This is a genomic window from Salarchaeum japonicum (assembly GCF_020614395.1).
Taxonomy (GTDB): Archaea; Halobacteriota; Halobacteria; order Halobacteriales; family Halobacteriaceae; genus Salarchaeum; species Salarchaeum japonicum.
On sequence record NZ_CP085324.1, the window covers coordinates 243,033 to 269,236 of the forward strand.

At 67.2% G+C, this 26,204-nt stretch carries 36 protein-coding genes and 2 tRNA genes; 6 read left to right on the forward strand and 32 right to left on the reverse strand.

Annotation, left to right across the window (positions count from 1 at the left end; genetic code table 11):
* From LI334_RS01330 to LI334_RS01390, 14 genes are all read right to left on the reverse strand, one after another.
* The gene (locus LI334_RS01330) at window positions 1–357 is read right to left on the reverse strand and encodes a hypothetical protein (RefSeq protein WP_227261373.1); all 357 of its coding nucleotides are present in this window, start codon (window positions 355–357) and stop codon (window positions 1–3) included.
* Window positions 358–448: 91 nt separating this feature from the next.
* Window positions 449–727: a hypothetical protein gene (locus LI334_RS01335; protein ID WP_227261374.1), complete on the reverse strand. Its 279-nt coding sequence runs from the start codon at window positions 725–727 to the stop codon at window positions 449–451.
* Between the two features lie 3 nt (window positions 728–730).
* A complete protein-coding gene (locus LI334_RS01340; protein ID WP_227261375.1) occupies window positions 731–1,453 on the reverse strand; it encodes a hypothetical protein in 723 nt (240 codons plus the stop codon).
* A gap of 2 nt (window positions 1,454–1,455) precedes the next feature.
* On the reverse strand, window positions 1,456–1,959 hold the full coding sequence (locus tag LI334_RS01345; protein WP_227261376.1) for a hypothetical protein: 504 nt from the start codon (window positions 1,957–1,959) through the stop codon (window positions 1,456–1,458).
* Between the two features lies 1 nt (window position 1,960).
* Complete coding sequence (locus LI334_RS01350; RefSeq protein WP_227261377.1) at window positions 1,961–2,251, reverse strand: hypothetical protein; 291 nt, start codon at window positions 2,249–2,251, stop codon at window positions 1,961–1,963.
* Between the two features lie 114 nt (window positions 2,252–2,365).
* Window positions 2,366–2,512 carry a hypothetical protein gene (locus LI334_RS01355; protein WP_227261378.1) on the reverse strand — a complete coding sequence of 49 codons (147 nt, stop codon included), beginning with the start codon at window positions 2,510–2,512 and terminating at the stop codon, window positions 2,366–2,368.
* Window positions 2,512–3,306, reverse strand: a complete 795-nt coding sequence (locus tag LI334_RS01360) for an ATP-binding protein (RefSeq protein ID WP_227261379.1) — start codon at window positions 3,304–3,306, stop codon at window positions 2,512–2,514. Before LI334_RS01360 ends, LI334_RS01355 begins: the two co-directional genes overlap by 1 nt.
* Window positions 3,303–3,881 carry a hypothetical protein gene (locus LI334_RS01365; protein ID WP_227261380.1) on the reverse strand — a complete coding sequence of 193 codons (579 nt, stop codon included), beginning with the start codon at window positions 3,879–3,881 and terminating at the stop codon, window positions 3,303–3,305. The genes LI334_RS01360 and LI334_RS01365 overlap by 4 nt, the downstream gene beginning before the upstream one ends.
* A 7-nt stretch (window positions 3,882–3,888) precedes the next feature.
* Window positions 3,889–4,416, reverse strand: coding sequence for a DNA polymerase V family protein (locus tag LI334_RS01370; RefSeq protein ID WP_227261381.1), 528 nt, complete (start codon window positions 4,414–4,416; stop codon window positions 3,889–3,891).
* Window positions 4,413–4,829 carry a hypothetical protein gene (locus LI334_RS01375; protein WP_227261382.1) on the reverse strand — a complete coding sequence of 139 codons (417 nt, stop codon included), beginning with the start codon at window positions 4,827–4,829 and terminating at the stop codon, window positions 4,413–4,415. Before LI334_RS01375 ends, LI334_RS01370 begins: the two co-directional genes overlap by 4 nt.
* Complete coding sequence (locus LI334_RS01380) at window positions 4,830–5,468, reverse strand: hypothetical protein (RefSeq protein ID WP_227261383.1); 639 nt, start codon at window positions 5,466–5,468, stop codon at window positions 4,830–4,832.
* Window positions 5,465–5,587 (reverse strand): hypothetical protein, encoded by a 123-nt coding sequence (locus LI334_RS13040; RefSeq protein WP_264476815.1) that lies wholly within the window; start codon window positions 5,585–5,587, stop codon window positions 5,465–5,467. The genes LI334_RS01380 and LI334_RS13040 overlap by 4 nt, the downstream gene beginning before the upstream one ends.
* On the reverse strand, window positions 5,584–6,051 hold the full coding sequence (locus LI334_RS01385) for a hypothetical protein (RefSeq protein ID WP_227261384.1): 468 nt from the start codon (window positions 6,049–6,051) through the stop codon (window positions 5,584–5,586). Before LI334_RS01385 ends, LI334_RS13040 begins: the two co-directional genes overlap by 4 nt.
* Entirely contained in the window at window positions 6,048–6,311 is a 264-nt protein-coding gene (locus LI334_RS01390; protein ID WP_227261385.1) for a hypothetical protein, read from the reverse strand. The genes LI334_RS01385 and LI334_RS01390 overlap by 4 nt, the downstream gene beginning before the upstream one ends.
* Window positions 6,312–6,515: 204 nt before the next feature.
* Here LI334_RS01390 and LI334_RS01395 point away from each other — a divergent pair, with 204 nt between their 5' ends.
* Window positions 6,516–6,731 (forward strand): hypothetical protein, encoded by a 216-nt coding sequence (locus LI334_RS01395; RefSeq protein WP_227261386.1) that lies wholly within the window; start codon window positions 6,516–6,518, stop codon window positions 6,729–6,731.
* Window positions 6,732–6,745: 14 nt separating this feature from the next.
* Here the strand turns inward: LI334_RS01395 and LI334_RS13045 are convergent, their stop codons facing one another.
* From LI334_RS13045 to LI334_RS01415, 5 genes are all read right to left on the reverse strand, one after another.
* Entirely contained in the window at window positions 6,746–6,874 is a 129-nt protein-coding gene (locus tag LI334_RS13045) for a hypothetical protein (protein WP_264476816.1), read from the reverse strand.
* Window positions 6,871–7,077 (reverse strand): hypothetical protein, encoded by a 207-nt coding sequence (locus LI334_RS01400; RefSeq protein WP_227261387.1) that lies wholly within the window; start codon window positions 7,075–7,077, stop codon window positions 6,871–6,873. Before LI334_RS01400 ends, LI334_RS13045 begins: the two co-directional genes overlap by 4 nt.
* Window positions 7,070–7,609, reverse strand: a complete 540-nt coding sequence (locus LI334_RS01405; RefSeq protein WP_227261388.1) for a CopG family ribbon-helix-helix protein — start codon at window positions 7,607–7,609, stop codon at window positions 7,070–7,072. Before LI334_RS01405 ends, LI334_RS01400 begins: the two co-directional genes overlap by 8 nt.
* Window positions 7,610–7,747: 138 nt before the next feature.
* Complete coding sequence (locus LI334_RS01410; RefSeq protein WP_227261389.1) at window positions 7,748–8,194, reverse strand: SWIM zinc finger family protein; 447 nt, start codon at window positions 8,192–8,194, stop codon at window positions 7,748–7,750.
* Between the two features lie 285 nt (window positions 8,195–8,479).
* Window positions 8,480–8,552, reverse strand: a tRNA-Pro gene (locus tag LI334_RS01415).
* A gap of 67 nt (window positions 8,553–8,619) precedes the next feature.
* Between LI334_RS01415 and LI334_RS01420 the strand changes: the two genes are divergently transcribed.
* Window positions 8,620–10,539 carry an SLC13 family permease gene (locus LI334_RS01420; RefSeq protein ID WP_227262343.1) on the forward strand — a complete coding sequence of 640 codons (1,920 nt, stop codon included), beginning with the start codon at window positions 8,620–8,622 and terminating at the stop codon, window positions 10,537–10,539.
* Here LI334_RS01420 and LI334_RS01425 read toward each other — a convergent pair.
* From LI334_RS01425 to LI334_RS01440, 4 genes are all read right to left on the reverse strand, one after another.
* Window positions 10,536–10,676: a rubrerythrin-like domain-containing protein gene (locus tag LI334_RS01425; RefSeq protein ID WP_227261390.1), complete on the reverse strand. Its 141-nt coding sequence runs from the start codon at window positions 10,674–10,676 to the stop codon at window positions 10,536–10,538. The genes LI334_RS01420 and LI334_RS01425 overlap by 4 nt on opposite strands.
* A gap of 66 nt (window positions 10,677–10,742) precedes the next feature.
* Window positions 10,743–12,803, reverse strand: a complete 2,061-nt coding sequence (locus tag LI334_RS01430) for a DEAD/DEAH box helicase (RefSeq protein WP_227261391.1) — start codon at window positions 12,801–12,803, stop codon at window positions 10,743–10,745.
* A 28-nt stretch (window positions 12,804–12,831) separates the two neighbouring features.
* On the reverse strand, window positions 12,832–14,808 hold the full coding sequence (locus tag LI334_RS01435) for a prolyl oligopeptidase family serine peptidase (protein WP_227261392.1): 1,977 nt from the start codon (window positions 14,806–14,808) through the stop codon (window positions 12,832–12,834).
* Window positions 14,809–14,981: 173 nt separating this feature from the next.
* A complete protein-coding gene (locus LI334_RS01440; protein WP_227261393.1) occupies window positions 14,982–15,347 on the reverse strand; it encodes a cupin domain-containing protein in 366 nt (121 codons plus the stop codon).
* A 79-nt stretch (window positions 15,348–15,426) separates the two neighbouring features.
* On the opposite strand from LI334_RS01440, the gene LI334_RS01445 reads away from it, so the two are divergent.
* Window positions 15,427–16,581, forward strand: coding sequence for a CBS domain-containing protein (locus tag LI334_RS01445; RefSeq protein WP_227261394.1), 1,155 nt, complete (start codon window positions 15,427–15,429; stop codon window positions 16,579–16,581).
* On the opposite strand, the gene LI334_RS01450 is transcribed toward LI334_RS01445, so the two are convergent.
* The 3 genes from LI334_RS01450 to LI334_RS13050 all read right to left on the reverse strand — a co-directional run bounded on the left by LI334_RS01450 (window position 16,578) and on the right by LI334_RS13050 (window position 18,120).
* Window positions 16,578–17,777 (reverse strand): glycosyltransferase family 2 protein, encoded by a 1,200-nt coding sequence (locus tag LI334_RS01450; RefSeq protein WP_227261395.1) that lies wholly within the window; start codon window positions 17,775–17,777, stop codon window positions 16,578–16,580. The two genes, LI334_RS01445 and LI334_RS01450, sit on opposite strands and share 4 nt — an antisense overlap.
* Before the next feature lie 102 nt (window positions 17,778–17,879).
* A tRNA-His gene (locus LI334_RS01455) sits at window positions 17,880–17,952 on the reverse strand.
* Window positions 17,953–17,997: 45 nt separating this feature from the next.
* Window positions 17,998–18,120 carry a hypothetical protein gene (locus tag LI334_RS13050; protein ID WP_264476817.1) on the reverse strand — a complete coding sequence of 41 codons (123 nt, stop codon included), beginning with the start codon at window positions 18,118–18,120 and terminating at the stop codon, window positions 17,998–18,000.
* Between the two features lie 79 nt (window positions 18,121–18,199).
* On the opposite strand from LI334_RS13050, the gene LI334_RS01460 reads away from it, so the two are divergent.
* Complete coding sequence (locus tag LI334_RS01460) at window positions 18,200–18,655, forward strand: DUF5814 domain-containing protein (protein WP_227261396.1); 456 nt, start codon at window positions 18,200–18,202, stop codon at window positions 18,653–18,655.
* On the opposite strand, the gene LI334_RS01465 is transcribed toward LI334_RS01460, so the two are convergent.
* Genes LI334_RS01465 through LI334_RS01475 form a run of 3 tightly spaced genes read right to left on the reverse strand, consistent with a single transcriptional unit; the run spans window position 18,652 to window position 20,625 of the window.
* Window positions 18,652–19,053, reverse strand: a complete 402-nt coding sequence (locus tag LI334_RS01465; protein ID WP_227261397.1) for a CopG family transcriptional regulator — start codon at window positions 19,051–19,053, stop codon at window positions 18,652–18,654. The two genes, LI334_RS01460 and LI334_RS01465, sit on opposite strands and share 4 nt — an antisense overlap.
* A gap of 45 nt (window positions 19,054–19,098) precedes the next feature.
* Entirely contained in the window at window positions 19,099–19,692 is a 594-nt protein-coding gene (locus tag LI334_RS01470; protein WP_227261398.1) for an RPA family protein, read from the reverse strand.
* Entirely contained in the window at window positions 19,693–20,625 is a 933-nt protein-coding gene (locus LI334_RS01475) for a replication factor A (RefSeq protein ID WP_227261399.1), read from the reverse strand. It lies immediately after the preceding gene.
* A 124-nt stretch (window positions 20,626–20,749) separates the two neighbouring features.
* Here LI334_RS01475 and LI334_RS01480 point away from each other — a divergent pair, with 124 nt between their 5' ends.
* Window positions 20,750–21,742 (forward strand): mannose-1-phosphate guanylyltransferase, encoded by a 993-nt coding sequence (locus LI334_RS01480; protein ID WP_227261400.1) that lies wholly within the window; start codon window positions 20,750–20,752, stop codon window positions 21,740–21,742.
* On the opposite strand, the gene LI334_RS01485 is transcribed toward LI334_RS01480, so the two are convergent.
* Both LI334_RS01485 and LI334_RS01490 read right to left on the reverse strand, forming a co-directional pair.
* The gene (locus LI334_RS01485; RefSeq protein ID WP_227262344.1) at window positions 21,739–22,206 is read right to left on the reverse strand and encodes a Tfx family DNA-binding protein; all 468 of its coding nucleotides are present in this window, start codon (window positions 22,204–22,206) and stop codon (window positions 21,739–21,741) included. The genes LI334_RS01480 and LI334_RS01485 overlap by 4 nt on opposite strands.
* Entirely contained in the window at window positions 22,194–22,634 is a 441-nt protein-coding gene (locus tag LI334_RS01490) for a TRAM domain-containing protein (RefSeq protein ID WP_227261401.1), read from the reverse strand. The genes LI334_RS01485 and LI334_RS01490 overlap by 13 nt, the downstream gene beginning before the upstream one ends.
* 241 nt (window positions 22,635–22,875) lie before the next feature.
* On the opposite strand from LI334_RS01490, the gene LI334_RS01495 reads away from it, so the two are divergent.
* Complete coding sequence (locus tag LI334_RS01495; RefSeq protein WP_227261402.1) at window positions 22,876–25,119, forward strand: DUF2298 domain-containing protein; 2,244 nt, start codon at window positions 22,876–22,878, stop codon at window positions 25,117–25,119.
* 15 nt (window positions 25,120–25,134) lie between these two features.
* Here LI334_RS01495 and LI334_RS01500 read toward each other — a convergent pair whose 3' ends face one another.
* Window positions 25,135–26,130, reverse strand: coding sequence for a radical SAM protein (locus LI334_RS01500; protein WP_227261403.1), 996 nt, complete (start codon window positions 26,128–26,130; stop codon window positions 25,135–25,137).
* Window positions 26,131–26,204: the final 74 nt, after the last annotated feature.

Genomic DNA, 26,204 nt, shown 5'->3' on the forward strand with positions numbered 1-26,204 from the left:
TTAGGCCTCCCACCCGATGACCTGGACGATGAACCGACGCGGTGCGCCGTCCGCACGAACGTCCTTCACAGTCATCTTCAGCGTCCGCTGGAGCTGGAGCGCCGGGAGAAACGTCGTGTCGAGGTCGTCCGGGTCAGTCGGCGGCACTCCAGCTTCGCCGAACCGAAGCGTACCGTCCACCTCGATCTTGTACGTCGCGAGCGAGTGCTTCGAAATCGCGACGACAGGGAGGTAGTGCAGGTTCCCCGACGTGGACGGCGACATCGTGATGGTCGCCTTCTGCCCCGGTTCGAGGGTCACGGTCTCCGTCTCGTGAACGGGCGCATCGTTCGCGCCCGGTTCTGGAACGACCTGCATCAGGCGTCCTCGTCGCGGAGAAGCCCAGCCTCGCGGGCCGCCTTCTCGCGCTCGTCGTCGTCCATCTCCTCGATGTCGACGCGGTCGGTGTTCACTTCTGCACCTCCAGGTAGAGCAACGCAGTCCACATCAGAATCTGGATGCCGGCGGCGACGACCATGATGTCCTCGCGCGTCCAGCCCGATCCGCTGAAGAACGAATCGAGGTGGCTGTCGATGCTCGCGGCGTCGACATCAACGTCGCTCGCGAAGTCCGCGGTGGCCTGGTTGCTGTTACCCCCAGCGAGGCCACTCGCGTTCGCGCCCGTGCTCGACGCCGCCGTCGTCGTGATGTGCATGTCGCCGTCGGTGCTGGCCAGTCCGCCCTGCATGGGTTAGCGCGTCGCCGCGACCTGCGCGACGACGTCCTCCACCCAGTCGGGAATCTCGCGTTCGCTGCGTTCGATGGGGATGGAGACGAGCTGGTTCGTCGCGCTCGCGCCGTTGTCGAGACTCCAGGCGACTTCGTAGGGGCCGTCGACGTAGATGTCGAGGCTCCAGTCCGTCGGGAGGACGCCCTGGAGCGGGTGGTCGAAGTCGAAGCGGAGCGGGGTCTTGTTCTGGTTCCGGCGGTTCGCGAGGCCGATGTCGGCCTCGTCGATGGTCTCGAACGTGCCGTTCGGCGCGGTCTTCCGGATTTCGAGGCGTGCCTGGTCGGCGGAGACGTAGAACAGGTCGATGGTGCTGTCGGCGTTCGCCGGGGTCACGGACACCGTGTCCGCACCGTAGTCAACCGAATCGACCGAGAGTCGGCTTCCGTCCTCGTAGGCGACGACATCGACGGGGATGCTCGGCGACTCGAACACGTTGTGCGAGACGGTGAACTCCTCCTGGTCGCCCGTGGTGCCGTCGCTCGTGAAGCGTTCGTGGGCGATGAGGTCGATGTTGTACGTCTCGCCGCCCTTGACGGCGACCGGTCGGTTGAACTGGTGAGTGGCGACGCGCGTGCGTTCGCCGGCGACGGCGTCCTTCGTCTCGAAGTCGGACGCGGAGAGCGTGTTACGCGCCGTCGGCACCTGCTGGAGCTGGCGGACGGCCTTCTCGACCGGGTTCGCCACGATTAGCTCACCTGGCGGACGGCGTTCTTGTCGACGTACAGCGCGCTCTGCGCCCAGTCGATCTGCGTGTCGCCCTTCAGGCTGACGTAGAGGCTGTCGATGTCCCGCACCTGGACGGTCGGAACCTTCCCCTCGGCCTGCGCTTCCTGCGTACCCTTGAGCACGTGCTTGACGGCGTCGATGTTCTCGACGTTCTGCTGTTCGTCGATGGCGAGACTGTTGTACGCGCGGATGTTGTCCTGGATGAAGGAGACGGTGTCCGCCTTGTCCATCGAGGGGGCCTCGTATTCGAGCGCGATCGCGGTGTCCGTGGGGAGCGGGTCGCCGTCGGAGTCGCGGAGGTCGGCGTAGATCGGGATGCCGGCCTCGCTTCCCTGCGCGACCATACCGCGAATGATGAGCCCGAGCCCGTCGTCGGGGCTGATTTCGAGGACGGGCGTCATCTGCCCGGGGACGTTCTGCTTCTCGGTTGCGATGTCGCTGATGTTGCTGAGTTGCTTCGTCATCTTAGGCCCCCAGATCCGTGACGGTCTGCTTCAGGCCGAAGCGCTCCATCGCCTTGTCGGCGGTGTAGAGGCCGCCGCCGACCTGGAGTTCGCGCGTGTACATCGGCGAGTAACCAGCGCCGAACATCACCGCGAGGCCGTAGGCTTCGTCGGGGATGTCGAACGGGGAAGCGCCCTCAATGACGTTTCGGGCGACCGTCGGGGCGAGATAGCCCGCGAGGGTCGCAGCGATGCTCTCCCACTCGTCCGCGTCGAGTAGGGTGTCGAACTGCGTGGTCAGGTTGGATGCCATTCCATCCGAACCTAACCGCGGTACCTTCCTGACGGCTCAAGCGGCCCAGCACGGCCATACGGGGCCGCGACGGGTTACGAGTGGTGTGGGGTGGCTATGGGTTGCCGGCCGCCGTCAGAGGTCTGACTCCCCGAGAATATAGGCGACTACCTGCGACTTCGTCGGCTCGAACCCCCAACGGTCTTCCAGCCGGGAGCGAGCGTCCCGGAACGCTTCCGCGGGTTCCCCGTAGAGCGTGATGTCTTCGCGTTGCTTCGGCATCAGGCGTACTCCGGCATATCGAGGTGCTGGCCTTCCGGCCCGTAGTGCGTCGTCTCCATGCGGTCGGGGAGTCCCGTGGTGTCGAGGCGCTGGCGTTCGCCGCGGTCGTTCGAGTAAATCCACTCGCTCCCGGTCGTCTGGCCGTTCTCGTTCGTCCAGCGACGGACGGGAACCGGGCCGTCGTCGTCCGCGTGAAGTTCCTCCGGGAGTCCGCGAATCGCGGCCGTTCGTTCGGGATTGTGAACATCGACGGAATACTCGACATCGAGCTTCTTCCGGTCGCGCTCGCTCGTGAACCCGCCGAGAATCTTCTCGTTACACTGACTCAGGTAATCCTCGTCGAGCTTCTGGAGGCGTTGCGTGATGGCGATCGAGGAGACGCCCATCGAGCGGCCGGTGGTCGCCACTTCGATGACGCGGTCGGGCGTGCCTTTCCGCTGGGAGGCGACGAAGTGGGCTTCGTCGAACGCGAAGAGTCCACTTCCGTCGAGTTCGAGGAGCGCGGCGGCGACACGGTTCGCGACCGTACGCCAGGTCTCGACATCGACGGCGCGAGCGAGCACGAGACGGGGATTGTTCTGAAGGAGCTTCTGCCAGCCGGCGACGGAGAGCCGGGCGAGTTCGGCGTCGACTCCGACCCACGAGGCGAGGCCGGCTTTCACCACGCCCCTGTACTCGTCTTTGTAGTCGAGGATGACGGCGTGGTCGAACTCCGCGAGGTTGCGCTCTAGCCAGGCCTGTGCGTTGATCGACTTCCCCCAGCCGGAGACGCCGCCGAGGAGAAGATGGGTCACGTGTCGGCGCTGTCGGCGTCTTCGTGTTCGAGGTGTGCGGCGACCTGATGGATGGTTCCGACGGCGGCCTGGAGGTTCTTCCGGGCGAGGCCTTCGGCGTGTTCGACGCGATCCCACTCAACGACTTCGTCGCTGAACGTGTCGAGGTCGACGCCGAAGGTGTCCTCGACGTGGAACGCGGCGACCTGCGCGTCGGTCATCGACTGGACGGCGTGGTCGGGGCCGGCGCGCTCCCGATAGGTCTCCGCCCACATCGACATACGTTCCTGCCACTGGTCTTTCGAGAGGCCGGCGCTCTGCCGGGCTTTCTGGGGATTGTCGAGGAAGTCGGGCGCGACGTTCTCCCACCACCAGGTGTCGAACTCGTCGTCGGCGAACGCGTCGGCCATCGAGAGGAGTTCGTCTCGTCGCTCTTCGGCGGTTTGGCTGACGGCGAAGTCGCCGGCGTTCGCGGCGTCAACGAGTCGATGGATGGCCTGGAAGAGCTGGTACTCGCTCGCGGAGAGGATGCTGGCGAGCGCCTGGGCTTGTGGCATCTCGGAGGGCGTGACGGACTTGAGCGCCCGCTTCATCATCGATTCCCTAAACATCGTCGAGGAGGCGTTCGAGTACGTCCGTTTGTGCGACGACGTTGCCGACGACGAACATCGCGGTGCCCATGAACACCCACTGCTGGGGTGGCACGTCCTCGGGACGGCCGCGTTCGGCCATCATCTCGTTGAATGCGTCGTCAACGTCGAGGTCGCGGAGGTCGTCGCCGGACACCTCGGCGTCGCCGTCGAGGCCCTCGATGAGGGATTCGGTGGCGGTGACGGCGATGTTACAGTACATGTCACCCCACTTCCGCCGGTCGTGGGACGGCGTCGAATCACGCGCTTCGTCGGCCGACTCGGTTTCGTCGCTCTCTTCGTCGCCGTCATCGGATTCAGCGTCGTCGAGTTCGTCCTCGATCTCCTCGCCGATGCCGGCGAGGTCGGCCATCTCGTCGTCGTCGAGGTCGGGTTGTTCGTCGGCGTTCTCGGCGTCCGGTTCGACATTCGGGTCGTCGGTGTCGAGCGATTCGGGACCGGCTGCGCTGTCGTCGCTTGGGGTGTCTGTGTCGGTCGTCATTCGAGGAGTTCGTCGCGGGTGGAATCGTCGATTTCAGTCGCGCTGTCTCGAAGAATCGCCGTGAGGAGGCGGTCGTTCTTCTCGCGGCGGTCGTAGCCGCTGTAACCGCCGGGCGGTTCGGTCTCGTCGAGGAGTGAGAGTCGAAGAACTTCGACGTACGCCGGCGGAACGTGCCAGGAGACGTTGCCGTCGGGCGTGGCGGCCCAGACGACGGGCCACTCGGCGTCGTCGTCGGATTCCGTGGGAAGATACCAGCCCGAGTTCGGGTAACGGTAGGTTGCGAAGGCGACGGCGAGGAGGTTCCGGTCGGTGTACGCGCGCTCTTTCTGTCCGCGGAGGTCGGCGGCGTCGGTGAGACCGTCGACCGCGCCCTTCGCGACCGCGTGGAGGATGTTGTCGGCGGCGTCCGCCATTCAGACGAGCCCTCCGTCCATGTCGTCGGGCGTCTCGATGGACTCGTCGTCTTCGTCCTCGACGCCTGCTGTCGGTTCGACGACTTCCGTCTCGTCGTTCGAGCGCTTCCGGAGCGCGAGGTAGATCGTGAGGAAGGCGACGAGGAGGAAGGCCCCCCAGAGGAGGGTCGTGGTGTCGATGCTGGGCATCGAGAAATCGAGTGAATGCGCCGAGTTCGAACCGTCGTTCGCCGGGGGTTCGTCGGTGGTGTCGTTCGGGGCGGGGTTCGGTGTCGTGTTCTCTCGTTGGCGGGCTAGTTCTTCCTGTGTCGGCATCTCGTCGCCTTCGCTGGATTGGTCGTCGTTCTCGTCAGTCGATTCGTCGGGCGTCCCGGAAGCGTCAGTGGGAGTGGTGGAACTGTCGGAATCGTCGGAATCGTTGTCTCTCTCTGTCGATTCATCGATATCTGGTTCGTCGTTCGATTCGTCCTCGTGTTCGTCGTCTGTGTCGGCGGTGTCGAGTGGTTCGGGGGTGAGTTCGTCGAGGTCGTGGTCGCCGTCGTCGGTCATCCGGATGTGCTGGGTGACCTGGGCGCGGCTCTTCTCGACGCCCTCTCCGAATTCGCAGTCGTCGACGGGGCACGTGTGGGGGTCTGTCATTCGGGGCAGATGTAGCGGAAGACGTACTGGCCGTCTTCCTGGCGGGTGCGCTGGCGTTCGTGTTCGTAGGCGGGCCGCCCGCAGTCGTCGCAGGGTTCGTCGGCGAGGCGGTCGCTCATACGTCGATGACGGTGTCGATTGGGAGCTTGTGCTGGTACTCGAACTCGGCGTGCCCGGCGTGGTTCCAGCCGCCGCGCTCCTCGACGAGCCGGGTCACGGTCGGCGGCCTGCGGCGCTGGAGCGTGATCCGGTTCTCGTCCTCGTCGAAGAGGACGAAGATGTACCAGGCGGTCGCGTGGGCGTTCGAGACGGTGAGGCTACGATGCTGGTCGCGACGAACGCGGAAGCGGCCGGCCTCCGGGTAACTGTCGCCGATGGTGCGGTGACAGGATTTCACTTCGCCCTTCGTCGCGCGGTCGTCGTGCTCGTAGGCGCGGACATCGTACCAGAACTTTTCGTGGGCGGCGTGGGCGAGGCCGTACGCTTCGCTGGCGAGTTCTTCGGCGACTTCGCCGTGGTCGCCGCGACCGACCTTTCGGCGCTGGCCGCGCGTGAGGTCGTCGAACGTCCGGGTTCGGGTCACGCTTCGACGGCGTCGGTGGCGGTCGTGGCGAGCTGGCGGACGTGCGATTCGGAGCGAAGCGCGGCGCGCGGCACCTGGACTTCGTGAACGAGGTGGGAGCCATCGTGGGTGCGTCCGAGGCGGACGCGCGCGCCCTGCGCGATGTTCTGGACATGGTCGGGCGCGATGTAGTCGTCCTCGATGGTCTCGAAGTCGTGTCCGTAGCGGATGGTGGCTGTCCAGAAGGTGCTGCCCTCCTGAATGCGTTTCACGTCAGGCATCGCTGGCGCGGGTGTCGTGGGTGGTTGTAGTGGGCGTCACACGCCGTAGAGGGGGTTCGTGAAAGCTAGTCCCTCGGAATATCGGGAGTGTGGTCTGGGGATGTTGTGACAGAACGGGGTTTTATGGTATTATGCCGGGAAAGAACGGCTGTAATGGCGATTAACTGCCTCGTGAATGTGGGGTCGAACTCGGCAGGGGTGACCTTGCCGAAGGACGATCTCCGCGAACTCGGTTTGATCGCGGAGGGCGGCTCCATCGAGAGTTGTAGTCTACGTGTTGAATCAGTCGGAACCGGGGCGTGGGTCGTGACGGTGACGGACGAAGTCGGGCTCGACGAGTTCGCGCGACTGCGCGCGGCGGCCTCGATGTCCCTGCTCGACGATCCGGGTCACGAAAAACAGGAGGGTGCGGTCGCGTAAGGCCGCTCTTCTTCTCACGCGGTACGGCGGCGGAGGCGGGAGAATCGGCGGTGGTGTGTCCAGGCGCGGACATTCACGCCGCCGGCTCCGTACGCCCAGATGGTCGCGCCGAGCACGTGTTCGCGAGCGATAGAGCGAGTCATTGTGCCCCTCCCGCGTTGGACTCCTCAACGACGAGCGACCGAACCTTACTGTGGAGCGATTCAGCGGTCTCACGGCTGTCTCCGTACTGAACCTCCTCTTTACCGACCTCGCGCTTCATCATTTTCCAGAGGTAGGCGGCTTCGTCGTCAGTCAGATTCAGCGGGACGGGGCGTTCGGTTGCGTGGTCGAACTCTTCAGTCATCGGCCTGCCCTCGTGCTGGCGTCGCGTTTTCGAGGCGGCCAAGGGTTTCCTCGGGTGTCATGGATTCGAGTTCAGCGACGTACTCGGGGTCGTAGACTTCTGAGTACCGCCAGGCTCGCGGGTTCGCGCAGAGGGGCTTAATGCGCCAGAAGTCGGCATCGGAGCCGGAGCCGAGCGCGTCACCCATCTGGTGTTTCACGTATCCCTCGCGCTGGAGCGACACCAGGTAGCCGCGGAGCGCCGTTCCGGGGATTCCGGTCTCGGTCGCCATCTTGCTCTTGTGGAGGTCGAACCGGAGCTGGTGCTGTTTCGCGTGGTCGACCGCGACGGTGTAGACGGTGTTCAGCGACGGGTCACTCGGTCGGTACTCGTCGTTGTCGTCGGGGAGGCGTTCACCGACTTCGGCCTCGATGAGCTCGACGATCTTCTCGCTACGACTCTTGTCTTCGGCTTCGGCGAGCGCGTCGAGTTCGTCGAGGGTGTCGTCGGGGATGCCGGAGACGCTGACGCGGGAGGTCGGCGCGGATTTCATACGCCCCACGCTACAGACACCCCCGATTATTACGGCCGTAACACGGGGACGGGTCGAGGTTCGGCAGTATGTATGAAGCCCCCTCCCCTGTCGTGCTGCCAGACTCGTGCGCGGGCAGGTGTGCGCGTGCGAGGTCGGTCATCGGCCCGTCCACCTCGGTTCGGTGCGGAGGTCGGCGGGCCGTTCGACGTGCTCGACGACGCAACCGCCGTCGGCGCGGGCTTCGGGTGTCGCGTCGGGCTGGTCGTTGGGGTCGTCGGTGGTTTCGGGAATGTGGACGTGGTTGCCGTGGATGTCGAGTCCTGCGGGGTCGCTGGGTTGGTGTTCGGCTGTCCAGTGGGCGCGTCTGAGGGCGCAGAGGTGGGCGCAGGGGCCGTCGTTGTATTCGTAGCCCTTGCAGTCGCAGGTGCCGAGCCATGCGCCGTGGTCGCGGTGGAGGCGTACGTCGTGGTACTCGCCGTTGGGGAGTTTCACGTCGTAGGTGTCGCCGAGTCGGGGGCGGATGACGGCGTGGAGGGGGTCGCTCCGCGCCCACGAGTCGGTCTCGTGGTCGCGTTCTCGCTCGAAGTCGAGCGGGCGCTTCATGGCCCTCTCCATGCGTCGTTCGTCTGTGGGGCGAGCATTGCACCGCAGCGGCCGCAGTAGGGTTGGTCGCGTTCGTCGTGCTGGCGGACGGGTGGGCCGTCGCAGCGGCACGTCATGGGCGGCACTCACCTCGTTCGAGGGCGGGGCAGAGTTGGGCGTCGTGTTCGATGTAGCCGCCGCAGTACCGACAGATGTCGCTGGTGTCGGTGGAGGTGTCGGCGCTCATGCGCACCACCTCGTGGTGGTGAGAACCGGCGATTTAGGCCGTTTCTGCCTTAAATAGTATGGGACCGCCCGAATTTGAATCGGGGTCACGGGCACCCAAGGCCCGAAGTATACCAGGCTAACCCACGGTCCCGCGTCCAGTTCTTGCCCTGGCTGGCGGTAAAGCGTTTCGTTGCGTGGTGAGTGGTTTCTTATTGGGTGTGGTCGTAGCGGGGTGTATGTCTCTCTGTCCTCTAGCGTTGCCGTTCGGGCTGACGCTCGATATGGCGGTGGTGTTCGCGTTGGTGGGGGTGGCGTTGGTGTTGTTCGCGACGGAGGCGTTGCCAGTGGACGTCACGGCAATGGTGGTGATGGTGGCGTTGATGGTGCTCGAACCGTGGACGCAGATTTCGGCGCGGGAGGGGATTTCGGGGTTTTCGAGTCCGGCGACCATCACGGTGTTGTCGATGCTGATTCTGTCGACGGGTATCAGTCGGACGGGCGTGGTGCAGCGGTTGGGGAATCGGCTCGCTGATTTCGCGGGCGACGACCCGTTCCGGCAGTTGGCGGCGACGGTCGGGGTGGCGGGGCCGGTGTCGGGGTTCATCAACAACACGCCGGTGGTGGCGATTCTGGTGCCGGTTATCTCCGATTTGGCGCACGAGGGGAAGACGAGTCCGTCGAAGCTGTTGATTCCGTTGTCGTTCGCGTCGATGCTGGGCGGGATGTTGACGCTCATCGGAACCTCGACGAACATCCTGGCGAGCGACGTGGCGGCGCGGTTGGCGGAGCAACCGGAGTACGCGGGCCTGGGTCTGCGGGAGTTCTCGATGTTCGAGTTCACCCTGCTCGGGGTGGTGGTGCTCGTGGTGGGTATCGTCTACTTGATGACTGTGGGGTATCGGTTGCTGCCGGAGCGCGTGCTCCCCGAGGAGGACTACGTGGAGGAGTACGAACTCGAAGATTACCTGACGGAGGTGGTGGTGCGGGAGGACTCGCCGGTCGCGGGCGTGACGGTGGAGGACGTGGGCGCGCAGACGCCGCTCGATTTCGACATCCTCCAGATAGACCGGGACGGCGAGTCGTTCGTCGAACCGCTCGATAAGAAGACGCTCCGGCCGGGCGACCTCCTGAAGGTGCGGACCGACCGGACGAGCCTCGAACGACTCATCGACCTCGACGGCCTCGACCTCGTGGGGGCGATTACGGAGGACGAACTGGAGCAGGACGAGGAGGAGCAGGGGTTGGTGGAGGTCATCATTCCGGCGCGGAGCGGTCTCGTCGGGGAGACGCTGGCGAGTTCGACGTTCCGCGACCGATACGACGTGAACGTGCTCGCGTTCCGGTCGCGGGGCGAACTCGTGCGCGAGCGCATGGATCACACGCCGTTGAAGGTCGGTGACACCCTGCTCGTGCAGGCGACGACGGGGAGTCTCGACCGATTGAGTCAGAACCGGGACTTCATCGTCGCGCACGAACCCGACGACCCGGACTACCGGACGGAGAAGATTCCGCACGCGGTCGCCATCATCGCGGGCGTCATCGGGTTCGCGGCGATGCCGTGGGGCGTGTTCTCGGGCGTTCCGGTGCTCGACGCGCTGTCGGTGATTCCGACGTTCGACATCGTGACGACGGCGCTCGCGGGCGTCGTGGCGATGGTGTTGTTCGGCGTGCTCAAACCCCCCGAAATCTACGATTCGGTGGACTGGAACGTCATCTTCCTGCTCGCGGGCGTCATCCCGCTCGGCATCGCCATCGAGCAGACCGGGGGCGCGGAACTCCTCGGGAACGCGGTCGCGAGCACGGGCGAGTTCCTGCCGGTCATCGGCGTGCTCTGGGTGTTCTACGTCGCCACCGCCCTCCTCACGAACGTCATCAGTAACAACGCGAGCGTCGTGTTGATGATTCCGGTGGCGGTGGAGTCCGCCCAGCAGGTCGGGTCGAACGCGTTCGCGTTCATCCTCGCCGTGATGTTCGCCGCCTCGACGGCGTTCATGACGCCCGTCGGCTACCAGACGAACCTCTTCGTCTACGGGCCGGGCGGCTACAAGTTCAGTGACTTCTTCCGCGTCGGCGGCCCCCTCCAGTTACTCCTCTCCTTCGTCACCGTCGGCGGTATCGCGGTGCTCTGGGGCGTCTAGAAGTCCCGGGGCGCGCCGATGTTGTTGAGTTCGCCGCCGCACTCACTGCAGGTGCGGCCGGACGGCGCGGACACGCGCGCGCCGCACGAGAAGCACTCGAACACGCCGCTCCCGTCCGCATTGTCAGTCGGTCGCATACGAGAAGGTTTAGCACGCCACGGTTTACGTTCGTCCCTAAAACCCCTAGAATCGGTTTAGAGACGCTAGATATCCTCGCCGTACAGTTCGAGTTCCGCGACAATCTCGAACGGCGTGCGCTCCTTCCGGACGCCGTCGAGAATCTGGAACGCCTCGTCCGGTTCGAGGAAGTGCGAGGTCACCACTTCGCCGAGCGGCGTCGGACTGAACCCGTCGATGAACTCGTACTGGAGCAGGCGTCCCAGCGCCTGCTTCGTCGGAATCTCGCCTATCATGCGGTCGTTCAGGCGCTTCGCGCCCTTCCCCGCGACGGTGACGTTCGCGAGCGTCTCCTCGACGGCGCTCGTCTCGTCGTACGTCGTCACCACGTCCTCCATCTCGCCCTTCAGGAGTTTGAACGCCACCTCGTCCTCCGTCATCTCCATGGAGTTGTGGTAGACGGCGTCCGGTTCGACGAGCATGTACACCTTCCCGCGGTCGTGGTAGTCGGGGCGGCCCGCGCGCCCGAGCATCTGCTCGAACTCCTGCACGCTGAGCCACTCGATACCCATCGCGAGCGAGTCGAACACCACCTGCGAGGCGGGGAAGTCCACGCCCGCCGCGAGCGCCGCCGTCGTCACGACCGCCGCGAGGTCCTGGTTTCCGAACTCGCGTTCGACCTTCTTGCGCTTCCCGTAGTCCAGGCCCGCGTGGTACGCGCCCGCCGGATAGTCGAGCTTCCGCGCTATCTGGTGACAGCGCCGCCGACTGTTGGTGAACACGATGGTCTGCCCCCGATAGCCCTTCGAGGACTCCTTGTCGAACTCCCTGCGCACGAGCTTGTTGATGATGCGCGGCTTCTCCTGGCCGTCCGCGAACGTCACGTGCCGCTCGATGGGCACCGGCCGCTCCTCGAACTCCACGAGGTTCGCGCGCAACCCCCGCGCGAGCGCGCCGGGGTTCCCGACCGTCGCGGAGAGGTAAATCCACTGCGCGCCCTCGTACTCGGCGCGCTCCCGCTCGCGTTGCTCGCAGTAGTACTTCAGGCGACTGATGAGGCCGTCGAGCCGGTGTCCTCGCTCCTCCTCTTGGAGCGTGTGCACCTCGTCGATGACGACCGTCCCGATGTCGCCGAGGTCGCGGCCGGTGCGGAGCGCGTGGTCGATCCCCTCGTAGGTGCCGACGATGATGTCCGCGCTCGGGTCGAACGCCATCCCGTCGTCCCGAATCCGCGACGACCCGACGCGGATGCTGACGTTCGCGATGTCGCCGTAGTCCTCCTCGAAGTCCTCGTGCTTCTGGTTCGCGAGCGCCACCAGCGGCACGAGAAACAGCATCTTCCCCTTCCCGGAGAGCATCCGATGGAGGCCCGCGATTTCGCCGATGAGCGTCTTCCCGGTCGCCGTCGCGGACACCACGAGCTGGTCGTCGCCCTCGGCCAGCCCGTTCTTCGCCGCGAGCGACTGCACGGGAAGCAGCGTGTCGAAGCGGTCTTCCAGCCGGTCGCGCATCCCCGGATGGATGTCGAGGTCGCTCACCGGCACGGGGTCGATGTCGTCCGTGTTCGCGCTAATCTCGTCGAACTTCGTCAGGTCGGGGTCGAGCTGGCCCTGCAGGAGGCTCGTGATGCGGTCGAGGTCTTGTACCTCCAGCAGGAGGTCTTCGAGCCTGTCCTGGGCCGCGCCCGTCAGGTCGCCGTTGAACGCGAGTTCGCGCTCCAGCTCCTGTTTCGCGCAGTCCTGACAGATGTGCTCGCCGTCCGCCTCGATGGCCGTCTCGGTCGTGATGGGCGAGTACCGCCCCTGGTTCGCGCAGTACCGACACGTCCGCACCGCCTTCGCCTTCTCCGCGAGCTGGTACCCGGAGAGCATCTCTCGGAGTTCCTCGCGCTTCCCGCGCCGGGTCTGCTGGCTGATGCGGATGCGGGTCGCTCGGCGCGCTATCTCCACGAACTCGTCCGGCGGCCGCGGGTCTTCCGACGACCCGTCCTGCACGCGGAACTTCACGGGCCGCGGACCCGCCGCCTTCTCCGCGAGTTCGAGCTTCGCGCGGAACAGCCGCTCGTCGTCCCGCTCCGCCACCACGAGGTACTCGTCGCCGACCTCGTGGAAGAACAACGTATCCACGCGCTGAACCTGCGTCGCCACGATATCCCTCCTACTATAGCCGGCTATTTCAGGGGTTCGCCTCCGCGCCGAGGAACCCGTAGAGGAACGTCCACCGGTCGAGCTGTTCCTCCACCGCCATCGACATCGACTTCCCCGTTCCGTGCCCGGTGTCCGTCTTCGTCCGGCAGAGGAACGGCCCGCCCCGACCCTCCGACTGGAGGCGCGCGGCCATCTTCCGCGCGTGACTCGGATGCACCCGGGAATCCCCGACGGCGGTCGTGAACAGCGTCGGCGGGTACTCCCGGGATTCGACGTTGTGGTAGGGCGAGTACTCGCGGATGTACGCGAACGCCTCCGGGTCGTCGGGGTGGCCGTACTCCCCCGTCCACGACTCCCCGAGCAGGAACTCGTGGAACCGGAGCATGTCGAGCAGGGGGACGGCGGACACCACGGCCCCCCAGAGGTCGGGGCGCTGCGTGAGCACCGCGCCCGCCATCAGCCCGCCGTTGCTCCCGCCGACGACGCCGAGCTTCTCCGGGGACGTGTACGATTCGTCCACGACGTGCTCCGCGGCCGCGATGACGTCGTCGAACGTGTGCTGTTTGCGCTCGCGCATCCCCGCCTCGTGCCACTCCTCGCCGAACTCCGACCCGCCGCGCGCGCACACCTGCACGAACACGCCGCCGTCCGCGAGGAACGGCAGACGGAACCGCGAGAACGAGGGCGTGCGGTTGATGCGGAAGCCGCCGTAGGCGGACAGCACCGCGGGCGTCTCCGCGTCCGGCGTCGTCCCGCGGGCGTGCGCGACGAACACCGGAACCATCGCGCCGCCGGTCGATTCGACGTACTCCTGGGTCACGTCCACGTCCACCTCGGTGTCGAGGCGCGGGGCGTCGAGCGTCTCCGTCTCCCGCGCGTCGAGGGCGCAGCGCGTCACCGTCGCGGGCGTGCCGAACGACTGCACGCGGTAGTGACACTCGTCGGCTTCGGTGTCGGCGTCGAGGCCGTCCACGCTCACGTAGTCCGGGAGCGGCACGTCGAACGCCGGCGCGCCCGCCCGGTCGTACACCGCGAGGTGGGAGTGCGCGTCCCGGTGTTCGTGCACCACGAGGTGCGAGTCGGCGACCGCGACGCTCCGCACGACGCCCTCGCCCTCGGGGACGACGGTCTCGAAGTCGGGGTCGCCGGCGAGGAAGGCGTCCGCGTCCGCCCGCAACACCCGCCCCCGGGGCGCGTCCTTCTCGGTGCGGACGTAGGCGTCGTCCCCCGCGAACGACACGTCCGCCGCCGCGTCCCCGCCGTCGAACACCGTGACGAACTCGCCGTCGTCCAGCACCGCGAGTTCGGTGCCGCCGCTCATCTCGCTGAACGACACCACGAGGCGGCCGCGGTGGGCGTCCAGGCCCGGCCAGACGTGCTGGTCGTCGTGCGTCCCGACGACCGTCCGGTCGCCGTCGAGGGTTTCGTGCCGGAGCTCTTTCGCCATCTGCTCGCCCATCCCCCCGGTGGCGACGTAGTAGAAGCCGTCGTCCGCCCACGCGAACATCCCCGGATTGGTTCTCCCCACCTCCGCGACCTCGTGCACGACCTCGCCCGACGGCACGGCCGCGATGCGGAGGTCGTACTGCTCGTTCCCGCCCGTCGCGACCCCGTACGCGACGTGCTCGCCGTCCGGCGACGGCGTGAACCAGTCCATCGACGCCTCGCCCGCCCACGCGTTCGGGTCGGCGAGCACCGTCCGGTCGCCGCCCCCGCGGAGCGTCAACACCGGCCGCTCCTGGTCTGCGTCCCGCACCGACTGGAACGCCCGCCCGCCCCGCGCCGTCACCGACCCGAACGACGGCACGTCCGCCAACGGCTCGAACGTCGGCTCCAGCGCCTCGCGCACGTCGTCGTCCAGCACCGAATCCACGTACTCGTTCTGCCGCTCCGTCCACGCCGCCACCTCGTCGCCGTCGCCCTCCAGCCACCGATACGGGTCTTCGACCCGCTCGCCGTGCAACTCCTCCACGACCGCGTCCCGCCGCGTCTCCGGAGAATCCATGCCACTACTCGACAACCGTCCACCAAAAAACTCGGGAAGCCGGACATCCCGAAGCGTTCCGCGCGTCCGACCCCGCGACTTCCCCTACTCCACGAGGTGGATTTCGTCCATGGCCGCGAACCACGCGGTTCGCTGCATCGGCGCGCTTCGCGCGTCCGACCCCGTGGTCGTCCTCACTCCACGAGGTGGATTTCGTCCTCCCCGTGCGGCACGACGCAGATGAACGACCCGTCCGTCTCGCCCTCGTTCCGGTACCAGTGGACGACGCCCGCGGGGATGAGGAGGCTGTCGCCCGCCGCCACCTCGTACTCCTCGTCACCGATTCCGACGGTGTACTCGCCGGCGAGCACGTACTGCTCGTGTTCGACCTCGTTCGTGTGCTCGGGGACGCTCGCGCCCGCGTCGAGGACGAACCGCCGCATCGCGAAGTTCGGCGCGCCCTCCTCGACCCCGACGAGCACGCCCTTGCGCATCCCCTCCGCGGCGTCAACGGTCTCGTACGATACGTCGTCCGCGCGTCGAACCACCGGCTCGGTCATACCCACGGGTTCGCGCTCCCCGGCGTAAAGCCTTCGCCGGCCACCTGCTTTTATGCGTATCTCGCTCCACTCCCCGGGTATGCGCAGTTTCAAAATCGGGAGCGCGTTCGGCATCCCCATCAAGGTCGATTTGACGTTCCTCCTCATCCTCCCGCTCCTCGCGTGGATTATCGGCACGCAGGTCGGCGACTGGGTGACCATCCTCAACGGCGTGTTCGGCACGAGCCTCGACCAGGCCGTGCTCACGCAGGACAGCCGCGAGTGGTACCTCGGACTCGCGGCCGCCGTCGGCCTGTTCGCCGGCGTCGTCCTCCACGAACTCGGACACTCCGTCGTCGCGATACGGTACGGCTACCCCATCGACTCCATCACGCTCTGGATTCTCGGCGGCATCGCCAGCCTCAGCGAGCAACCCGAGGACTGGCGTCACGAGTTCTCCATCGCCATCGCCGGACCCATCGTCAGCATCGTACTCGGCGCGCTCTCCTGGGTCGTGCTCACGCTGTTCCCGCCGAGCCTCGACCTCGTGCGGTTCGTGTTCGGCTACCTCGCGCTGATGAACTTCGCGCTCGCCGCGTTCAACCTCCTCCCCGGGTTCCCGATGGACGGCGGGCGCGTCCTCCGCGCGCTCCTCGCGCGGAACCGACCGTTCGCGCGCGCCACCCAGATGGCCGCCGAGGTCGGGAAACTGTTCGCCATCCTCCTCGGCATCGTCGGCCTGTTCGCGAACCTCTTCCTCATCCTCATCGCGTTCTTCATCTACATCGGCGCGTCCAGCGAGAGCCAGCGCACCACGATGACCGCCGCCTTCGAGGGCGTCACCGTGGACGACGTGATGACGCCCGAGCGCGACCTGAAAACCGTCGCGAAGGACACCACGGTCGCCGAACTCATGGAGCGCATGTTCAGCGAGCGCCACACCGGCTACCCCGTCACCGAGAACGGCCGCGTCGTCGGCATGGTCACCCTCGAAGACGCGCGGAACGTGAAGGAAGTCGAGCGGGACGCCTACACGGTCGGTGACGTGATGACGAACGACGTGTACACGATTCCGCAGTACGGCGACGCGATGAGCGCGCTCGAAGCGATGCAGGAACACGGCGTCGGCCGCCTCATCGTCGTGGACGCGAACGGCGACACCGTCGGCCTGGTCTCCCGCACCGACCTGATGACCGCGTTCAACATCATCCAGAACACGGGCCGGAAAGCCGAATCCCCCTCTCTGCGCACCTAGTCGTCTAACTCCACGTCCAGTCCGTGGTTCTCCTCGATGACGTCCGCCAGGTCGACGGTCTGGTCTTCGTCCTCGGGGATGTCCTCGAACGCCACCTTCTCAGTCACCTCGAACGTCCGCGGCGGGAACAGCACGCCGTACGCCGCGCCGACCGAGTGCAGGAAGTTCGTCACCGGCGTCGCTACGACCGCAAGTAGGGTCGTTTTGAGGTTCGCGCCGACCGCTCGCGCGCCGAGGAAACTCCACCCGAACAGGAATCCGAGCAGGCAGAGCGTCCCCAGCGTGTACACGCGGGGGTAGGGGAGCGCGCCCGGTCGGAGGTAGGACACCACCGCGAAGACGGGGACGACGAGCGACAACCCCCACGCGGCGTTCCGTAGGCCGTAGAACAGCCAGTACCGGCGGGGGAGGCCGTGCGCGTCCTCGCGCGACCCCGACATCCACCGACGGCGTTGCTTCACGAGCGCCCGCAGGGAGGGCGGTGCCTGGTTCACGAACTGCCGGCGGAGCAATCGGAAGTCGAAGTCGGGCACGTCGGCGGCCTGCCACGCGAACTTCGTGTCCTCGATGAGCGTCCGGCGGTTCCACGTCACTGCATCCTCGAACTCCCGGCGTACCGCGATACCGCCGCCCCACGCGTACAGCGGCACGGACAGCCGGTGGAACGCGCGCTGTTCGAGGTGGTAGCCCAGTCGGAACACGTCCGTGAGGTACGCGAGCCGCGACCCCGTGTTCACGGGGCGCTCCGAGAACTGCACGATGTCCGCGTCCGGGAACCCGTCCACGTCCGTGATGAGCGTGTCCTCGTCCAGGTACAGCACGAACTCGCGCTCGCACGGCACGTGCTGGCGCGCCCACTCCAACGCCCGGCCCTTCCGCTCCGCCACGCACTCGAACTCCGCCGGAACCACGAACACGTCCGCGCCCGGCACGTCGATGTCCTCCTCCGCGATGACCTGCGGCCGCCCCATCTTCGCCGGCACCGCCTCCACCGTCCGCCGCACCACGTCCGTCGCGTTCACCGTCATAATCCGCACCCGCGCGTCCGACGCGTCGTACGGGAACTCGTCCGTCCGCCACCCCCGCGAGAACCACCCGACTTCCAGCCCCCACGACACCACCGACACCGCGTACAACACGAACACCGTCCAGAGCACCGCCGCCAACCCGGCGTCACCCAGCGCCCACACGTCCATACCACGCCCTCACGCCCCCGACAGTTCAAACCCACCGAACGACCCGCGACAGAACCGACGCGGACGGCTCTCAGCACTCGTCACGTTCGTTTCTCGGAGAAGGTCCAGGTGCGAGAATTGAACCCGCGTCTCAGCCTCCACAAGGCTGAAGGATAGTCCACTACCCCAACCCGGACACTGCACTCCTGGCTAGTCGCCGTGTGCAAATATGCGTTACGAATCAGCCGGGTGTGACGGCGGTGTCGCAGACGGGGCAGGCGGCGGTGTCGTCCGCGCCGTCGAGGTCGGTTTCGCGCCCGGTCCACCCGCAGGTCGGACACTGCACGTACTCGGTCGTCGCCATACCGGACGTGTGCCGGTGAAGCCCCGAAAACCCTGTGCCGAGGCAGTACGCTTTTGGCTCGCGTCCCCCTATCGGGCGTGTGGCGTTCCCGGACAAGATCTACGTGAAGAACCACCGGCAGGTGGTGTCGCAGTTGGACGCGAACTTCCCGAAGGGCGCGTTCCACGGCGCGACCCTGGACGTGCTGTTCAGCGGGAGCAACCTCGATCAGTTGAACGAGGCGACCCAGGAGCGCGTGCTGGACTTCGCGAAGGACTTCCTCGACTGCGACTGCGAGTCGAACCCGTACTGCGGGCACCCGGAGCGGAAGTTCATCCAGTACGTGCTCGAACTCCGCGCGCAAGGCCTCGACCCCGAAGCCATCGTGGACGTGATGACGGAGGACTACATGGTGTACGCGTATCCCGGCGACGTGTACTCCTTCCTCGACAACGCCGTCCGCACGCTCGAAGCGGTCGAGGAACTCGCCGCCGTGGACGGGAATCCGGAGGCCGAGCGGCGGGCGGGCGAGAAGAAACGCGAACTCTCCGGCTAACCCAACTGGTACGGCTCGTCGTCCTCGTCGTCGTCGAGGTCGTCCAGGTGAACGACGTCCTCCACGCCCTCCCTGTCTTCGAGTTCCGCGCGAAGCTGGGAGATGTACTGCTTGTGCTCGTCGAGCTGGTCGCGGAGGTGTTTCGCTTCGAGTTCGAGGCGTTCGTGCTCGCGCACGAAACTCTTCGACACCTCGACCGTCGGCGGGAACGCCGACTCGACCTCGGTCGTCTCGTCCTCGGGGACGACGCGAACCTTCCCGTCGTGTGCGACGAGCTGGTCGACGTAGTCGCGGAAGACGGCCGACAGGGAGAGGTCGCGCTCCTCCGCGATGTCGCGGAGTGCGTCGAACGTGTCCTCGTTCACGCGAAAGGAGACGGTCTTGTTCTTGTTCCCCATCTCCCGCGTAACTGGCGCGTCCAGTTACTTAACTGATTCCCCGCCCTAGGCGGGCTGTTCGACCGATTCCTCCTCGTCGAGGCTCTCAAGGGCTTCGATAGCGCCCTCGGTGTACCGCGCGAGCGGGAGGTCGTACTCCTCCTCGGCGCGGCGGGCGTACTCGTTGCCCTCGTCCTCGAACGCCTCGACGCGTTCGAGCGTTCGCTCGGCCGTCTCGACCACCCAGCGGTCGCGCACGTCGGCGGTGACTTCGGTGATGGATTCGGGCCGCACGGAGACGTTCACGGACCCGTCCTCGGTCTCGTACGTCCGTGGTTTCCCGACGATGGCGACGTAACTCGGCGTGTCGAGGTCGCGGAGCGCGGACGCGGCTTCCGGCTGGTACTGGCCGGCGTAGACGAAGAACGTCCCGGTCGGGTCGACGACCCGGCCGCGCCAGTACTCGGAGTCCTCGCCCACGTCCTCCGTCTCGGTGAGCGTGCCGACGATGAACACGCGGTTCGCGCGTTCTCCCGTGGGGAGGAGGCTGTAGACGGGCGCGCGCTCGTCGTCGGATTCCTTGAACGTGAACGTGGCGTCGTTGAACTCGGTGGCGAAGACGCGGCGGGCGACCTCGCGCGTGGGGGCACTCTGACTCATTTACATCGACCTCGCTTTGATGAGAACCGCTTCGGCGTCGTCCGGCGCGGACAGTTCCTCGATGTCGTTCGCGAGTACGTACCGGCCGAGCGTCGGACCCGTAACGCGGTAGTACCGGCCGAGCACGCGGTCACGCATCTCGTCCGCGACGACGGTGGTGTCGAGCGCGTCCTTCGCCATCTGCTTCGCCTCCTCCAGACCGATTCCGGTGAGGGACTCGGTGGACTCGTCGTTGAAGATGACTTCGTGCACGTCATCGCCGTCGTCCAGCACGCCCTTGATGCGGAGGTCGAACTCGCCCTCGACCTCGCCGTGCTCGCTACACCGGCCGTTCTGGAGGACGCGCGTGCAGTCCTCCTCCGGACAGCGCTTGATGAGGCCGCTCCCGGACTGGATGTCCACGAGCGCGCCCTCGACGGTCTCGTCGTTGTCGCCGACCTCAATGTCCTCGTCGAGTTCCTCGATGGTCGTCGTCCGGTTCAGTTTCACCGAGAACCGGCCCTGGTACTCGTCCGTCACGACGTTCCCGAACCGGTACACGGAGCCGTCTTCGAGTTCGGGGAGGTCGGACTTCGCCCACTTCGTGAACTTGATGGTTCCCGTGGGGTCGCCGAGCAGGCCGACCTGGCCGACGGAGTCGCTCCGGGGTTCCCAGAGGTCGACGACCTTCGCCGTGATGTCCACCCACTGTTCCGCCTCGTCCACGTCCTCGACCTGCACCGTCTCGTTCCCGCCCCTGCTGCCGATGTCGTCGCGTTCGAGGCCGGCCTCGTCGAGGTAGTGGCTCTCGACGCTCCGCCGCGCCTCGCTCAGGGGGACTTTGTACTCGGAGACGAGTCTGTCGAGGCGCTCCTCGATTTCGTCTTCGGTGACGTCCACGTGATCCGAGAACTGTTCGTACAGGTCGCTCGCTGTCTGCTGTATGTCGCTCATCGTTGGTTCCTGTCTCCGCGTGTGTGTTCGATGGGAGACACCAGTGGCTAGGCCGTCTTTCCGTATAAACCCTCGTCAACCGCGGTGAAAGTAGAGTTTAGGGGATGGCGACAGACCACCCGGTATGGACACCGTCGCGCTCCTCCTCGCGGGCGGCACGGGCACTCGACTGTACCCCGCGAGCCGGAGCGACCGCCCGAAACAGTTCCTCGCGCTCGACGGCGAGCGCTCGCTCCTCCGACAGACCGCCGACCGCGTCGGGTTCGCAGACCACGTCTACGTCGCCACCCGCGAGGCGTACGCCGACCGCGTCCGCGACATCGTCCCCGAGGCGGGCGTGCTCGTCGAACCCGCGGCGAAGGACACCGGGCCCGCGCTCGCGTACGCCACCCACCGCGTCCGCGACCAGGTCGGCCCCTGCGCGATGCTCTGCCTCCCCAGCGACCACCGCGTCCGGGGCGACTTCGAACCAACCGCGGAAACCGCGCTCGCCGCCGCCCGCGACGGCTTCCTCGCGACCGTCGGCGTCGAACCGACCCGGCCCGCCACCGGCTACGGCTACATCGAACCCGGCCCCGACCTCGGGGACTACCGCGAGGTCGCCGCGTTCCGCGAGAAACCGGGGGAGGAGGCCGCCCGCGAGTACGTCGAACGCGGCTGGCTCTGGAACGCCGGCATGTTCGCGTGGACGCCCGACGCGTTCCTCGACGCCGCCCGCGACGGCCCGCTCCGCCCGCTCGGGGACGCGCTCGACGCCGGCGACCCAGAGCGCGGATTCGAGCGCGTGGACGCCGTGAGCGTGGACTACGCCGTGATGGAAGACACCGAGAACGCCGTCGTCGTGCCCGCGGGCTTCGACTGGGACGACCTCGGGTCGTGGGACGCGCTCGCCCGCGTCCTCGACGCCGACGCCGACGGGAACGCCGTGCTCGGGGACGCGCTCGCAATCGACACCGCGGACTCCGTGCTCGCGAGCGACGACACACACGTCACCGCCATCGGCGTCGAAAACCTCGTCGTCGCGGCCTACGACGACCGCGTGCTCGTCGTCCCGCGTGAGAAGAGCCAGCGCGTCCGCGACGCCGTACGCGCCCTCCGCGAGGACGGCCTGTTCTAGTCGGGCGCGACCCGCACCCGCACGTCCCCCTCACGGGTCACGCCCACCAGCATCGTCGTCTTGACCTCGCGGCCGACGACCGCGTCCCCCGCCGCCTCGCTCACGCGCGTCATCATATCCACGCCGGAGTACGCGACCTTCACGCCCGCCTCGTCGCACGCGTCGAACACGGCCTCCGGCACGTCGTAGAGGTCGGTGCCCGCCTCGACCTCCACCTGCACCGGCGCTTCCAGCGCCTCCACGAACGCCACCGTCTCCCGCGCCTTCGCGACGTTCTCCCGCGCCGCCGCCTCCACCTTCGAGATGTTCGCGCGGGACGTCCCGAGCGAGTCGGCGACGTCCGCCTGCGACAGCCCTCGCTCGCGGAGCGCCAACACCTCCGCCTGCCGGCGCGTCAACGCGCTCTCCGACGCGTCGAACCCCGCCCGCGCCAGCACGTCCTCGACGTCGCTCAACTCCCCCAGAAGTTCTCCCGACTCCCCAGCCGCGGATTGTCCTCCTCCGCGTCCTCCGCGCCCGACTCGTCGCCCTCCGCCTCCTCGTCCTCCGACGGCTCCTCGGGCAGTTTCTCGACGAGGTCGGCGCGAGCGTAGTTCGACTTCACGTTCGTCACCTTCGCCCGCACGCGCGCCGGCGGCAACACGCCGTCCACCATCACGATGAACCCCGTCCCCTCGTGACGGCCCACGCCCGCACCCGACTCGTGCATGTCGTCCACCTCGATGACGACCTCCTCCCCCGGAACCACCGGCGCAGTCTTCAGCTCCTCTATCGGCTGATTGTAGTGATTACACCACTCCTTCCCGCCTCTGTCCCCGTAATACTGACACCCCATCCCCTCGATACGCTCCGAGAAGCTCGGGCACTCGTCCGCGATTGGACACTCGGCCATACCACATACTGGCGGCGGCCGCTCTAAAAGCGTTCCTCACCCACCTTTTTACTCTGCGGGTCGCCGGAGGCGACCCCTTGAGTAAAAACCTGGAGGGAAAAAGCCGCTCGCCGGAGGCGAGCGGTGAACCTCGCGCAGAGCGCGAGGACAAACTGTTTCCGCGCCGCCCCGCTCCGCTCGTGTTCGTCTCGCCCGCTGACACGACACAAGACTCATACGCGCGCCGGACAACCGAGTTGGCGTGGAGTTCACCCCAGTCGTCGCGTGGCTGGGGGTCGTCCTCGCACTCGCCGCCGCTGCCCTCCCCATCGCCGACCGCGTGTTCCGCGGGTTCCCCGACAGCGGCGCGTCGTTCGCCCCGGCGACGGCCCTCGCCACCGTCACGGTCTCCGCGTACTGGCTCGGCCACCTCGCCTACGGCCGGTTCGTCAGCCTCGCCGCCGCCGGCGTGTTCGTCCTCGCCGGCGTCGCGCTCTGGGGCTGGCGACGCCCCCGTCTCGCCCGCGCCCGCCTCCCGCTCGCCGTCTTCCTGCTCGCGTTCACCTTCCTGGTGGTCGTGCGCGCGTACGACCCCGGCATCCACCCGGCGGGCGGCGAGAAGTTCCTCGACTTCGGCCTCCTGAACGTCATCCTGCGCGCGGACTACCTGCCCCCCGAGGACGTGTGGTTCGCCGGCGAGCGCCTCCGATACTACTACGGCGCGCAACTCGCCACCGCGACGCTCGTCCACCTCACCGGCGTCACGCCGAGCGTCGCGTACAACCTCGCGCTCGCCACCTTCTACGCCACGCTCGTCACGGGCGCGTTCGGCCTCGCGCGCGCCGCCGCCACCCACGCCGACCAGAACGGAACGCTCGCCGGCGTCCTCGCCGCGTTCCTCGTCGGCCTCGCGGGCACGCTCGCCACGCCGGTTCGCTTCCTGCTCGCGAATCTCGCGCCCGGGTTCGCGGCCGACCACGCCGCGTTCGCATTCACCGGCATCCGCACCACGATTCCGAACGCCGTCGAAGCCGTCGCCGCCGACTGGTCGTACTGGCTCGGCCGCTACGTCATCGACGGCACACTGACCGTCTCGCCGTTCTGGGCGTACCTCAACGGCGACCTGCACGCGCACGTCGTCGCCGCGCCCTTCCTCGTCCTCGTCGCCGCGCTCGCCTACACCGTCTTCCGCGCCCGCGGCCGCGCCCGACTGATTCGTCTCGCCTGCCTCGGCGTCGCCGGCGGCTTCCTCACCCTCGTCAACACGTGGGGCCTCCCCACCACCGTCGGCATCGCGACGCTCGCGCTCGCGTTCTCCCCGCACACGCCCAGCCCCCGCCGATTCGCGCACCCGGTCGTTGACGAACTCGCGCGGTACGCCAGCGCCGCCGCCGGCGCGCTCTGCGTCGCCGCGCTCGCCGTCACCACCGCCGCGCCCTTCCTCCTCTTCCACACGCCCGTCAACCGCGGCGTCGGCTTCCTCCCGCCCCGCACCGCCCTCGGCCCGCTCCTCCTCGCCTACGGCGTCTTCCTCGCCGCCTTCGCGCTCGCCGTCCGCCGCTACGACGTCCCGCTCCCCGGCCCCCGGGCTTCGTTCGCCCTCGGCGTCCTCGCGGTCGCGCTCGCGGGCGTCCTGCTCGCGCTCGACCTCGCCGCCGTGCTCGTCGTCGCCCCGCTCCTCGCCGCCGCCTGGTACGTCCTCCGCCGCCGCACGCCCGCGTTCTGGCTCGTGCTCTGCGTCGCCGGCGCGGGCCTCGTCCTCGCCGTCGAGTTCGCGTACGCCCGCGTCTACCCGTTCAGTCCCGCCGTCCCCCGCTGGAACACCGTCTACAAGGTCTCCATGCAGGTCTGGGTGCTCTGGGGAATCGGGGCCGCCGTCGCCGCCGCCGCCGTCCTCGAACACGCCGTCCGCCGCGCCCGCGAACGCGCGCCCTCGCTCGCCGCCGCACGCGCCCTCGCACCCGCCGCCGTCGTCGCCGTCCTCCTCGTCGGTGCCGCCGTCTTCCCCGCCGCGGCGCTCGTCCAACACCACAACCTCGCCGGCGACGACCCCTCCCTCGACGGCACCCGCTACGTCGAAACCACCCATCCCCACGAAGCCGCCGCCATCGACTGGCTCGACAGCCAGGTCACCGGCACGCCCGTCCTCCTCTCGAAACCCGGCCGCACCACGTACACCTGGGTCAACGCGCCGTCCAGCCTCACCGGCATCCCTACCGTCGCCGGCTGGACGCACGAGAAGGGCTACCGCGGCACCGACGCCTACGACGCCCGCGCCACCGACGCCGCCTACATGCTCGACGCCGACTGGGACTCCGCCGCCCTCCTCCTCGACTACTACGACGTCCAGTACGTCTACTACGGCCCGAACGAACGCGCCGCCTACGGCCCCAGCATCTACGACAACCGCACCGGCGTCACCGTCGCCTACCAGAACGAGCAAGTCACCATCTACGAAATCGACGCCGACGAAGCCTGCGCCGCCGTCCGCGACACCTGCCCCTGACTCTCCGCAGAAAACTCAGGCGAGCGGCGTGCGCTCGACGACCTGGCCGTCGTAGGTCGGGTACTGCTCGACGATTTCGCCGTCCTCGACGTCGCCGTCCTCGATCATCTCTTCGAGCAACCACCACGCGACCTCGACGTGGTCGGACTTCGCGGTGTAGAACTCGTCGGGGACGCCGAGTTCCTCGAAGCGCTCGCGGTCGGCGTACGTCTTCCCGTAGACGAGCGTGCCGTCGTCCGTGACTTCGTCGAAGTCCCGGCGGATGTTCTCCGCCATGCGCTTCAGGCGGTTGCGGTGCTGGGCAGCGTCCTTGAACACGCTCGTGCAGAAGTACACCTTCTCGTGGCCCGCCATCTCCTCCAATATCGCGTCCTTCGAGCCGTCCACGGCGCTCATGTGGCCGTCCTGAAGCTCGTAGCCGGCGTCCTGCATGCGCTCGTAGTTCCCCTGACTCATCTCGAACTCGTTGACGTTACAGAAGTCGGCCGCGCCCTCGTCGAGGAAGTCGAGGAACTCCTGTTCCGCGCGGATGCCCGGAATCTCGAACGCGGGCGTGAGGCCCTCCTCGCGGGCGATGTAGAGGATGTCCTCCCACTCGGTGCCGTGGAGGTCGCCCCACAGTTCGTACGGCGGGTGGAACCGAATCTCGTCCAGGCCGGCCTCCGAGAGCCGCCGCATGTTCTCGCGGCCGCCCGTGATACCCGTGTAGAGGTGGGTGTGGTGGTCGTCGCCGAACTCCTCCTTGAGCAGGCGGAGATACCGGCAGGTCTTGTCCAGCGCCTCCTGCGGTTCGCCGCCCGTGATGGACGTGCCGAGCGCGTCCATCTTCTTCGCCTCCCGGATGATTTCCTCGTCGTTCTCGACCGGACGCTCGTTCGCGTACGTCTGCGTGACGTTCTTCCGGTTCTCGCCGAGCGGGCAGTAGAAGCAGTCGCGCTGGTCGCAGTAGCCGTAGACGAACAGCACCATCTTCCCTCCTTTCGCGCACTGCTCACAGCCCTTCGATATCATTCGTTGTCCACGTTACTGCGTGAAGCGTCAAAAGCCGTGCGCTCCCGCCTCGCGCGTGCCACCGCGTCCCGCGT